This is a genomic window from Fibrobacter sp. UWH1 (assembly GCF_002210365.1).
In the GTDB taxonomy this organism is placed as follows: domain Bacteria; phylum Fibrobacterota; class Fibrobacteria; order Fibrobacterales; family Fibrobacteraceae; genus Fibrobacter.
Genome location: NZ_MWQG01000025.1, coordinates 1 through 12,203, shown reverse-complemented (window position 1 = coordinate 12,203; position 12,203 = coordinate 1). Strand labels below are relative to the sequence as shown.

The following is a 12,203-nucleotide window of genomic DNA, read 5'->3' as shown; positions in this document are numbered from 1 at the left end:
AGACAAGGCTATCGTTTTTATTTCCGTTCTCCTGACAGGTTTCTGCGCTGTTGCAGCAGAAAGCCTTGACGGCCGCACCATTGCCCAGATGGTAAAGAATCGCCCTGATGGCGACACCCGTACTTCGGATATGGAAATGACTCTCATTAACAAGGGTGGAAGTACTCGAGTGAGAAAAATTTCGAGCATGGCCATGGACGTTGGCAAGGATACGAAGCAAATTATGTTCTTCCTGTACCCCAATGACGTCAAGGGCACCGGGTTCCTGACCATTAACTACGACGATATGAACAAGGATAAGGACAAGTGGCTCTACATGCCTTCGCTCAAGAAGACTCGCCGCATTAGCGGCAAAAGCTCGAAGACGGACTATTTTATGGGCTCCGACTTTACCTTCGACGATATCGGCAAGCGTAACGTAGACGAAGATATCCATACACTCCTCCGCGAGGAATCCAAGAATGGGCATGACTACTGGGTGCTTGAATCAAAACCCAAGAAAAACGACGAAATCTACACCAAGAAAATCTCCTGGATCCGCAAGGACTGCCTCATTCCGGAGCGTGTGGAATACTATGACAGGCTTTCCACCTTGCAGCGAGTCCTCGTAAACGACAATATCGAAAATATTGGAGGTTTCTGGACCAGTACATCCATGAATATGGAAAATGTGCAGACCAAGCACAGCACCCATATTACCTTCAGTAACCAAAAATACGATGTCGAGATAGACCCAAAGATCTTTACGGTCAACCGCCTCGAAAAGGGAAAATAAAACTCGTCTATGGGGTTCTGGATTATGAAAAAGTTTTTATTGAGCATTCCCCTAGCAGCCTCAATCTGCTTTGCGCAAGAAGAGTCTAGCCTGCAATTCAACGGATTCGTTGATTCGTACCATGCCCTACAGACCGATTACCCCCACGAAATACTATCCTCACGAACGCGTATGCGTGGCGAGCTTCGTATGGATTACGAGAACGCCTCGTTATACGCAAGTTTTAACGCCATTTACAATGGCGTAGTCAAAAATAGCTCTGGCATAAATCTCCATGAGGCCTATCTGGATTATGCGAATGGTACAATAGATGTGAAAGTCGGGCGCCAGATTGTCGCATGGGGCGTAGCCGACGGCTTGCGCGTGACGGACCTGATTTCGCCTCTGGACTATACGGAGTTCCTGACGAAAGACTATGACGACACACGCATTTCAATCAATGCGGTTGACTTTAAGTATACTGGCGAAAATGCCATGGCGGAATTTATTTTTGTTCCGGTTCCAGAATACTTTCAGTTCCCCGAAACAACCGATAATCCGTGGTATTTCAAGACGCTACCCGAAAATGCTGAACTAGAGCTAAATAACTATCCCGAAAAACGCATTAAATACAGCGAATACGGAACCAGGCTTCGCTTTTTCCTTGAAAGCCTAGATATTTCCATTATGGCGTTGCACACTTACAACAAGTTACCCGTAATGGTATCCAGTTACGACTTTAACACAGGGGCTATTCTTGTAAAAGGCGTATACGACCCGATGACCGTCTTTGGCGGCGATATTTCGATGCCCATAGGCGAATTCGTGTTCCGAGGTGAAATTGCGGAATATTTCCACGAGCCACTCGCTCTTGCAAGCGGAACAGCATATTGCCACAAGAATACCTTTAATGCCCTCGCAGGAATCGACTGGTATGCCGGAAATAACTGGACTTTCATGGTGCAGTACCTGCATAAGTACCTGGCCGATTACGAAAAACGATTAAGCTCCGAAAAGAATACCTCCCAGGGGACCTTCCGCATATCGAAGGATTTGTTGAACAATACGCTCAAGCTTTCGCTTTACGGCATGATCGACTTTGACAACAAAAGCTACTATGGCCGCCTATCGGCAGATTACCAGCTCAACGACCAGATTACCCTATCGCTTGGCTATGATTTATTTGGCGGAGACAAGGGGCAGCTAGCCTCCTATGAAGAAAACAGTGGCGTATGGGCCAAGGCAAAATACTTTTTCTGATTGGATTATATAGGGTCCTTTTGGAGTAGCTAAGGGACACCACTAGAATTTATCTTGCACGCCATGGAAAATTCCGTCGCAAGCACAAACATTTCGCTGATTTTAATTGACGAAAATCAGAACGGTACCGTAGCAAAAATCGAAGGCGATTCACGCTTTTTGTCGAGAGTCGTTTCTATAGGCATCGTAAAGGGTTCCGAAATCAAGGTTTTAAAGAATGACGGCAAGTCTCCCCTCCTCATATTTGTGAGAGACACTGTCATAGCACTCAACCGCAAGGAAAGTGCGCAAATATGGATTGAAGCATGAACAAGAAGTCTTTCAAAATAGCCCTGCTTGGGCAGCCGAACTCAGGAAAGTCTACCTTGTTCAACGCGCTTACCGGTTTTCACCAGCATGTGGGCAACTGGCCCGGCAAAACGGTAGAAAAATGCGAAGGTCTCTTTATACATGATGACGCATCTTACGTGGTTGCGGACCTTCCCGGCAGCTACGGCCTTACCGCAAACTCAGAAGAAGAAGTCGTTACCAGGGAATATATCGAAAATGAAAAATTGGACCTAATCATAATCCTTGCAGATGCCTCCCAGCTGGAACGTAGCCTATACATGTTTTCGGACTACGTGGGCATTAGGATTCCGGTGCTTTTGGTGATCAATATGATTGATGTCGCCTACGAGCTTGGAATTAAAATAAAGATCGAAGATATTCAGAAAAAGCTGAACGTTCCTGTAATTGGCTTTAATGCTTCTGATTCTTCAGGCTACGACTACTTCTATTCAACGCTTGAAAAGGCACTCGAAAATCCGCGGGTACTTTCGGCAGATTCGCTCAAGAGTGCCTACGAAGAGTGTAATAACCAGGTGGCAATCAAAATTTCTGAAATACTTGCCAAGTACGATTTCAATCGGTACAATTCCCTATGGATCGCTACAAAGTTTATCGAAAATGACCAGCTCGTCATGGCCGAAGTAAGCAAGATTGCCTCATCCGAAGACCTTGAAAAGGCCGAAGAACTGAAGGGTGGAAACGATAGCAACGCTAGACTCATGATCGGCGAGTCCAAGTACTTCTGGATTTCCAATCTTATACGCGGTTGCATATCTAAGCGAAACGACAATATTACACTCCGTAAATTTGACAAGGTTGCTACACATCGCATAAAAGGCAAAATACTCGCCATAGCCATTATGCTTGTGGTGCTAATTCTCTGTATGGCGCTTGCCATGCCGGGCATTACCCTTGGCTTTGGCCTGCAAGGGTTCCTGAGCCCCATCGTAAGCGACTCACTCTCTTATATTGGTGTTGGAAATATCTTCATTTCGTTCATAAACAAGGTGATTATTGGCGGAGTGGGACTCACTATCTGCATGACAAGCTTTGTTTTTGCCATCGTATTCGTTTTCGGACTCCTAGAAGATGTGGGTTACATGGCCAGACTTTCGTACATCTTTGATTCTACCATGAGCCGCCTTGGCCTCCACGGCAAAGCAGTAATGCCACTATTTTCAGGCCTTGCCTGCTCGGCAGGGGCAGTTTGCGGCACTCGCGTCATTGACACTCAGGGACAGCGACTATTTACTATGATGCTTCTGTGGGGTATACCCTGTGGAGCAAAGCTTTCCGTTGTTCTTTTCATGGCAACAACCTTCTTTGGCTCCGTAGCCCCATTAATTGTACTTATCTTCTTTGCACTTATTCTAGGGTCTTTCTACCTGTCATCAAAGACGCTCGGAAAAAAGCTCCTGCCGGAAAACGAAAGAGTCGGCATTATCATGGAACTCCCCCCCTACCACAAGCCGCACTGGAAGGCTCTCTGCAAATCCGTTATTCGCAACGTGTGGAACGTATTCTGCAAGGCGGTCAAGATCATCGTCATGATTTCGGCACTATTCTGGATCCTCTCCTACTCCGCCGACGAAAATGTAACGCATACAATCCTTTACAAGATTGGAAACTTTATAGAGCCCGTCACGTCGCTTTTTGGCATGCGCTGGCAGCTGTTTATTTCGTACCTCGGAGGCGTATTCAGCAAAGAAGCCTCCCTCGGCATCATGAATACGCTCTTTGTCGGGGCTGGTGAATCATTCTCATTACTCACGAGGACTGGTGTGAGCGAAAATTTGGGAGAAGCTCTCAGGGCATCCGTCACAAAGCCCGAGGCATTAAGCTTCCTGTTCGCTTCCATGTTCAATATTCCCTGCGTTATTGCCATAGGGACCACCTACCGCGAAATGCATTCCGCAAGGTGGGTTGTGGCAATTATCGGATACTACTTCGCAATATCACTCGTTCTAGCCTTTATTGCATACCACATCGGTCTACTGATATTCTAAAAATGAAACTTATCAAGCTATTCACCATACTTACTTTCTCTACGCTTGCCTTTGCACAAGATGACGAAGTCACCACACTTGACGACGACTTTTTCGAGGAAACTACAGAAGGAGCCTCCCGTGCAGAATCTAACGATTCCGAATTTACGACTCAGAATAATGGCGGAGAAGAGGTTACCGTTCTCAGCGATCTTTCTGTTGATGGCGAAGGTATTAACGAATCTGCCCCGGCAGATACAAAGACAAAGGCAGAATCCGTCAAGGTTATGAACACCCAGGAATTGCAGGGTTCAAGCAATACCATTGCCGATGCGACAAATCGGTCGTCGGGGGTAAAAGTCAAGCAGTCCGGCGGCATGGGTAGCGATGCAAAGATAAGCATCCGCGGCATGGAAGGCAAAAATGTAAAGGTCCTTGTCAATGGAGTTCCCGTAGAGAACGGCAGCGGAAGCCTTTCCATAAACGACATTCCCATCGACATGATTGACCGCATCGAAGTCTACAAGAGTTACGTTCCAGAACGCTTTGCAACTGACGGCATGGGTGGCGTTATCAATGTGATTACAAGAAATATGCCAAAGAGCTGCATAAGCGCCTCATACTCATTCGGAAGCTTTAATACCCATAAGGTATCCCTAGACGCAAAATATGTGTACGCACTCGATTCCCTAAAAGGAAGGGCAATCGAAACGGGCGTCAGCAGCTACCTGAACTACTCCGATAACGACTACAAGTTTACAACTCCCTACATGGATACGACGGTTACCAGGGATCACGACCGCTACTACAGCTATTCCGTATCGCCCTATATCGCACTCGACAATTACTTTTTCGATAAGATTACCCTTGGCGGAAGCTACAATATTGGCGATAAGGAAGTCCAGGCAAAGAACCACAAGATTGTGGATGCCCATGGCGAATTCAGTGGCTGGGGCATAAACGCGGGCATTGAAAAGCAGGACCTATTTTTCAAGGGACTAGCCCTCTCGCTTGGCGTTTCATTTGAACGTTCCAATGAGACTTTCATCGATACTAGCCATACCTATCACTACGGCTGGACAGATGACGATGTCAAGGAAAGCAAGCGCAGCATCGGTGAAATAAGAATTTCTAGCCCAGCCTGGGACGAATTCGTCAACACCTCCGTAAAGGTGCCCTGGAATATCGATTACCAGTTCACAAGCAATCATTCCATCAACTGGAGTGGTCTTTATAAGTACGATCACCAAGATCCGACGGATAAACTTTCAGATGGAGGAAGGCAGCTTTCTACCGCAGGCTTCCCTGGATACAACTATTCCGTCGTATCGGGCCTTTCTCTCGAAGATAACTTTTGGAACTCCCACATCCAGAATATTATTGGTGTCAAGGGATACTATTACAAGCTAGATGCCGAAGATGATGCCGTTCGTCTGCAAAAGCTAAAGAGCGGGGCCGTCAGCCGTAAGAATATAGGCTATAGCGAAAACCTTAAATTCCAGATTGTGGAGCAGTTCTCCATTCGTGGTGGCTACCAACATAGTTTAAGATTCCCGACCCACGAAGAAATCTTTGGTGACGGAATGTACATAAATATAGCCCCAGCCCTAAAGCCCGAAGTTTCGGACAATTTTACCGCCGGCGCTGACATAGACCTAAAGCATATCCCCCTTATCCTCAAGGGACATTTGGAATTCAACTACTTCTACATGCTCCTGGATGATAGAATTTACCTGAACTCGCTCTTATCATCGATTCCTCGCCCCTATTACAATAGCGTTGGCACCAAGACCAAGGGCTTTGAAATCGACGCCAATGTCGATGTAAACGAGTACTTGAACCTTTCATGGAACATGACTAGTCTTGAAGTCAAGAGTCGCGAAGCAGACCCCAGCTATGGCATTGGCAAGAACTGGAATATACCGAACATCCCCCTGTTCTACATGAACTTTGGCGTAGAGCTCCATGCAGGCGATCTGTTCAATCGCGATGATTTCCTTAAGATTTACTGGAACGCAAACTATACCGACGAATACTATTACGCCTGGAAGGTTTCCAATAAACAGGAACGAATTATTCCTTCTTCTTTCTCTCAAAATATCGGCATCGAATACTCCATCTTCGCTAATATGCTTTCGTGGAATTTTGAAGTCACAAACTTTATGGACAGGATGATTTACGATAGCTATGGCGATTCCAAGCCTGGCAGGGCATTTAGCACAAAGATTAGGCTCAATCTGTAAGGTTTTAATCAAATAACAACAAAAAGGATCAATAATGAATACATTCAAGAAGACTCTTATCGCAGCAGCCTCTGCAAGCATCATGTTTGCAGCCTGCAGCGACGACTCCAGTTCCAACGCCTCTAGCGACGAATCTTCCACCACCGTCGCCACGTCAAGTTCCAGCACTAAGGGTGATGCAAAGTCTAGCTCCAGCGCCAAGGATGATGACAAATCCAGCTCTAGCACGGTCGCCAGCACAAAATACGGTATTTCGTTCATGGTTGGCGAAAGCCAGTTCTACGGCACCACTGCTCTTGATGAAGATTTCAATACCGCAATCAAGAGTTTCCATGAAACGACCTCTTCGGGTAGCCTAGTCTACTTTAACGGAGCCCTGTATAGCCTTTCCATGGATGAAACCGGTGCTTCCGTTCTCAAGATGTTCAAGCTGGACAAGAACCAGGATGTTCCTGAAAAACCGACAAAGACAAGAAGCTTCAATTCTACGGCACTCATGATGCAGTTCGTTGACAACAACAAGATGTACGTCATCGAAACTATGGCTGATAAGCTCATTGCCCTTAACCCAAGCGATTTGAGCATCACCGCCGAAATCGACCTTTCCGAATACGTTGATGAAGAAGTAAGTGCCGTCATGGCATTCCCGGGCTCCAGCGCCATTTCCGACGGCAAGCTCTACGTAACGCTCTATCAAGTTGTTGACCTCAACAACTCCATCATGGGCCCCCAGGGTGAAGTTGCCATTATCGATGTCGCAACGGACAAGGTGATTAAGGTTGCAAGCGAAAGCGAAACCTCTGCACTCGGTGTTTACGACGACATGAACAATACCATGGCATTTACCGATGAAGAAGGCGACGTCTACTTCTATGCCAACGGCGCAATGAACTTTATCGAAGGCTACAACGAAGGCTTTGTACGCATCAAGAAGGGTGAAGAAGATTTCGACACCAGCTATGTATTCCATCTGCACGAAGCAAAGTATGATGGCAAGAGCAGCAACACAAACTGGCTCATGACCGGTGGTGTCTATGCTGGCAACGGCAAGTTTGTCGGCCTCTTCGGCGATTTATCAGATCCGACCAACTTCAACAACTTTGAATGGCAGTATGTAGTCATTGATATCTACAAGAAGAGCATTAAGAAGATTGACCTCGGTCTCACCCTCCCCTGGCTAGTACCTTCCGTACACATGGATACTGATGGCACGGTGCTTCTCGGCCACATGGACGAAGAAGGAGCCTCCGTTCTCTACCGCTATGACCTAGATAGCGACAAGATCACAAAAGTTGCCGACGTAGAAACAGGCTTTGTCTACTACGTGTTCCCGCTGAGCAACAACTAAGGTTTTTGTTACCCCACAAAAAAAGAGGTCGCTCACATCACAGTGAGCGACCTCTTCCATGTTTTATAGAAATTAGACATTAGAGGAAATCTTTTTAGCGAAACTAAACATGTTCGCTGCGATACTCTTTAGGCGTTTGGCCAATGACTTGCTTGAATGCCGCAGTAAACTTACTGGAATTGATGTAGCCTACGCGGTTTGCAATTTCAAATATGGGGAGTTCGTCCTTTGCAAGATATTCCGCAGCGATTTTCATACGGTAATTCTTGAGATAGGCGTATATTGACTCCCCATAAGCTGTCTTAAAGCACTTTTTAAGTAACGTTGCACTCATATCCAGCTTCGATGCAAGATCCTCAATGGTGTAATGTTCATCTAGATTTTCGCGAATGAAGCTGACTACAAGCTCAATCTTGTCCTCGTTCTTTCTCGACAAGCGCTTTGGAGCATGCAGAAAATGAATTAGCGGAGCATCCTTCAAATAGGCGAATATTTCAAGAATTTTGAGCTTAAGATAGGTTAGACGCATGCTTTTGGGAACAAGATACAGTTCCGAAAAGATATTCAGAATTCTCTTATCCGAGCAAATGCGTACATTGGACCTAAGAGAGAGAACCTTCTCGTAAACGGCATTGAAGTCAATGTTAAAGTTGCAGAAGGCCGCCTGTATTTCGTTAACTGCATTCTTACTCGAGAAAACAATGGTCACGCCATGAAAAGTCTTTGTTGGAAACGAGAACATCTGATTTTTGAAGAAGGTCCTCGATATACCGAGATCTCCCCCTTCAAGGCTATCTTCGGAATCCAGTTCAAACTGAACTTCACCCATATAGCAATGAGTTATGGCCATGGCGTCTTGCGGAGCATCAAACTTAAGGACTGCGCATTTTACATGACAATCCACATACATCACATCAACACCATCTACAATATGGTAGACAACCAAATGACCTGTATCCGTACCATCGGACAACAGGTAGTGTTGCATGAACTCCGTTCTTTGAAGTAACTGAACATTCTTTTCAATAGAAAGATTTAGCATTTTAACCCCGATTTTCACGGTAAAAGTTAGCTAAATCTAACTAAAATGTCTAGTGGATCCTAATATGCTTTTTTATTACAAAGTACACACTAGAAGTATGATCACCTTTTTAAGGTTCCTTATAATCATTTATCAGTTGAATGTTGTATAATTTTTTCATTTGGAGCACATCAAGCACTGAAGCTACACGCTCGTAAGGGGTTTCCTTATCAATTTTTATGGCTATGGGCGATTTTTTATTAACCACATCCCCTGCCTTTTGCTCCAATACGGCAAGTTCTATCTTTTGGCCATTTAGGGCCAATTCATCCTTGCTTAGCTCAATATACAGACCTTCTGGAACATCGCGCTTGATTTCGCTCTGAATTTCAGGCAAAATCAATTTTAAGACAGATTCATCCTGCTTGAATACCGACGTTACCAAGAAAAATACCAGCAATAGGAAGACACAGTCAATAAGCGGCGTCATGTCCGGACGGAGTCTTTTTTTGTGCCTAACCATTATCGGAATCCTCTATATTGATAGAATGATCGCGTTCCTGGAGGATTCTCCCCATCTTCTGGAACACAAGATTTTCAACCTCGTCCTGTTCCATTTCCATATGGGCATTTAGATAGTTATAGGCAATGACGTGCGGAATGGCGACCAAAAGCCCAAGGACTGTAGTCACAAGTGCAAATTTGATACCCAGTGCAAAAGCCCCCGCATCGTCGAGACCAGAAACAGCTATTACGCCAAAAGCGTCAAAAATACCGGCCACCGTACCTAAAAGTCCCATCAATGGCGACACCGTCGCAATATTCTCGATGGTCGTAAGCCCCTTTGTCAATGGAGAAAAGGCTAGCGATATTTCGGTGCGAATATTTTCCACGATAATGTGGTGGTCCGTATTGGCAGAAACAATCCTATGAATAATCTTTGACGGGAGCCTATTCTGAACCCTGCGCTTGAAAACGACAATTGCCACTATTTTCCACACGATAATAGCATACCCAATAAAATTCATGGCGATTAGGATATAGGCAATGACGCCACCCTGCTTGATAAAATCAAGAACGTAATTCATTTTATTCCTCAATGAAGTTGATATTTGATGGGAATTTCGATTGTCCAATGATCTTTGTTTAAAAGATCAGGAATTGGAGCAACAGATGTTAGTGCGGCAACAGCATCCAAAGCACTCTGATCCAGGGCAGAATAGTCACTCCCCTTTGCCAAATGAATGTCTTCAACCCGTCCATTCTTTTGTACCGTAAAGCGAACTCGCACGGTGCCCTCTTGATTTAGGCGGCGCGCCGTGGTTGGATAAAGCTTATTCTTGTCGATATTTTTCTTGACCTGTACAAGATACGCCTTCATCACCTTTTGAATCGAATCCTTAGAAATCGGGGCTGGTTTAGGAGGCTCTACGGGAACGACTTTTTCAACCTTTGGCGGAGGGGGTGCAACAGGAACTTCAATAACTTCCGTCTCAACAGCTACAGCAATCGGCTCTATCGGTGGCGTTGGCTCTTCAACTTCAACAACCGAATCCTTTACGACATTCGGGATTATTTTCGCCTTGACAATCTTCTTTTTTGGGGCTACAATTTCTTGCGGAGGCTGAGGAGGAGGTAAAAAGATCTGTTCCACGCGGATAATTTCACTGCCATCACTCACGACTATTTGGGCAATTTTATCTTTATGGGCCACAAGCAATATGCAAAGATGCACTACAAGTGCACAAAGAACTCCAAATAGAAGTGCTCTATTAAACGAATAGCTCTTGTATGGATTCGTATTCATAAATATTTCTGCGGTAATTTACCCAAACCTACGCTTATTTTCTACTCCAAAAGGGATTGCAATAATCCCAATGGACAATCTGAAAATTTCTGAGATTTTTTGAGGCATCATCAACATGTGTGGAAGCATTTAGGCAGCCTTGCTAGATGATTCTCTCGATTCCGATTCCCATTCGTAGGCTATCTTTACATCTACATAGGAACAGCTCAACATTATCAGCGACAGCATGTTGTTCATATTCCTGAAGCCATAGGCAGTCCGTATCAGTAGCTTTATCTTGTTGTTCGTCGCCTCGATCCTTGCGTTTGACACGCCCAGCCTGATTGTGTTGAGGATTCCGTCGTAGTTGCGCTTGATCTTTGCGTACAGATCCTTTACTGGGCCGATGCGTGAGTGACTTGCCCGCCACAGCCACCTGTCCAGATTTTCCCTGGCATCGGCATAGCCCATCTTCAGGATGATGCGCAGCTCCTCCTTGAGCTGGTATGCCCTGTAGAGACGCGGATAGCGGCTGGCTATGAGCTCTATTTTTCTCTGCTGGCTTTCGTTAAGGTTTTCCGGAGCCTTGCCCAGAGCGTACCTGGAGTTCTTTATCCCCTCCGCGGTGCGGTCCTTCGGGACGCTGTCCTTCGTGGGCCTGCCTCGGCCCCGTTTCGGATTGCAGCGTTCCTTGCGGGCCTCCCTCCAGGCTTCCACACGGACCTTGTCCAGGGCATCCGTCGCCCACTGTACGACATGGAAGCTGTCCACGCACCGTTCGGCATTGGGCAGGAACTCCTCGATGCTTGACCTTATCCACTTGGCCCCATCACAAGTCACAAGCTCCACGCCCTTGCGCTGCTCTTCGCTGAGTTCCCTCATGAAGATGTCCAGCACCTCCTTCCCGTAGCCCTCGTGCACCCAGATCACGCAGCGCCTGTCGTGATCCACTACCACCGTTATGTACTTGTGCCCTTTCTTGTAGCTGGTCTCGTCGATGCCTATGCGCCTGAAGATGCAGCCTGCCTTGATAGGCCTTGTGTCCAGGCGTTCCCATACGCGGTCGACGATTTCTCCCACGGTATTCCAGGCGATGCGTAGCTGCTTTGCGACAGCCTTTTTCGACATGCTGCATACGGCCCATGCGACCTGCTGCTCGAAGGCGTCGGTGAAGCCTGACCTGTGGCTTGCCCACGGCACCTTCACGGTTTTTACGCCGCACTTCCTGCACTTCACCCTGTAGGTGTCCATCTTGATGAAGCCCATTTTCGTGCCGAGATCGAGCGTCCGCCATACCCTCTGTTCCCGGCCGTTGTCGTAGAGTTTCCCTTTTCGCCCGCAACAGCCGCACCTGCTGGCGTTGCCCTTGGTGAGTCTTACCGTGATGGTGACCGTGGTATCGGTTTGTTCCTGCTTGACGACAGTACAGCCGTTGACATTGAAGATGGATTTGTATAATTTTGACATGGGCTTTTT

11 protein-coding genes are annotated in these 12,203 nt (G+C 46.4%); 6 read left to right on the top strand and 5 right to left on the bottom strand.

Going from position 1 to position 12,203, the window contains the following annotated elements; genetic code table 11:
- Positions 1–88 precede the first annotated feature (88 nt).
- The 6 genes from B7992_RS11395 (at position 89) to B7992_RS11370 (ending at position 7,920) form a co-directional block, all read left to right on the top strand.
- On the top strand, positions 89–775 hold the full coding sequence (locus B7992_RS11395) for an outer membrane lipoprotein-sorting protein (RefSeq protein ID WP_369680977.1): 687 nt from the start codon (positions 89–91) through the stop codon (positions 773–775).
- 24 nt (positions 776–799) lie between these two features.
- Positions 800–2,014: a DUF1302 family protein gene (locus tag B7992_RS11390; RefSeq protein WP_083542168.1), complete on the top strand. Its 1,215-nt coding sequence runs from the start codon at positions 800–802 to the stop codon at positions 2,012–2,014.
- Between the two features lie 63 nt (positions 2,015–2,077).
- Positions 2,078–2,323, top strand: coding sequence for a FeoA family protein (locus B7992_RS11385; RefSeq protein WP_176421930.1), 246 nt, complete (start codon positions 2,078–2,080; stop codon positions 2,321–2,323).
- Positions 2,320–4,350, top strand: coding sequence for a ferrous iron transport protein B (gene feoB / locus B7992_RS11380; protein ID WP_088666307.1), 2,031 nt, complete (start codon positions 2,320–2,322; stop codon positions 4,348–4,350). The genes B7992_RS11385 and feoB overlap by 4 nt, the downstream gene beginning before the upstream one ends.
- Positions 4,351–4,352: 2 nt before the next feature.
- On the top strand, positions 4,353–6,572 hold the full coding sequence (locus B7992_RS11375) for a TonB-dependent siderophore receptor (protein ID WP_073160904.1): 2,220 nt from the start codon (positions 4,353–4,355) through the stop codon (positions 6,570–6,572).
- Between the two features lie 34 nt (positions 6,573–6,606).
- Positions 6,607–7,920 carry a hypothetical protein gene (locus tag B7992_RS11370; protein WP_088666306.1) on the top strand — a complete coding sequence of 438 codons (1,314 nt, stop codon included), beginning with the start codon at positions 6,607–6,609 and terminating at the stop codon, positions 7,918–7,920.
- A gap of 103 nt (positions 7,921–8,023) precedes the next feature.
- On the opposite strand, the gene B7992_RS11365 is transcribed toward B7992_RS11370, so the two are convergent.
- From B7992_RS11365 to B7992_RS11345, 5 genes are all read right to left on the bottom strand, one after another.
- On the bottom strand, positions 8,024–8,962 hold the full coding sequence (locus B7992_RS11365; RefSeq protein ID WP_073160907.1) for a helix-turn-helix transcriptional regulator: 939 nt from the start codon (positions 8,960–8,962) through the stop codon (positions 8,024–8,026).
- Between the two features lie 109 nt (positions 8,963–9,071).
- On the bottom strand, positions 9,072–9,464 hold the full coding sequence (locus B7992_RS11360; RefSeq protein WP_073160909.1) for a biopolymer transporter ExbD: 393 nt from the start codon (positions 9,462–9,464) through the stop codon (positions 9,072–9,074).
- Positions 9,457–10,029, bottom strand: a complete 573-nt coding sequence (locus B7992_RS11355; protein WP_073160965.1) for a MotA/TolQ/ExbB proton channel family protein — start codon at positions 10,027–10,029, stop codon at positions 9,457–9,459. Before B7992_RS11355 ends, B7992_RS11360 begins: the two co-directional genes overlap by 8 nt.
- A gap of 8 nt (positions 10,030–10,037) precedes the next feature.
- On the bottom strand, positions 10,038–10,748 hold the full coding sequence (locus B7992_RS11350; RefSeq protein ID WP_073160911.1) for an energy transducer TonB: 711 nt from the start codon (positions 10,746–10,748) through the stop codon (positions 10,038–10,040).
- 129 nt (positions 10,749–10,877) lie between these two features.
- A partial coding sequence (locus B7992_RS11345; protein ID WP_088666305.1) for an ISL3 family transposase occupies positions 10,878–12,203 on the bottom strand: 1,326 nt, incomplete at its 5' end.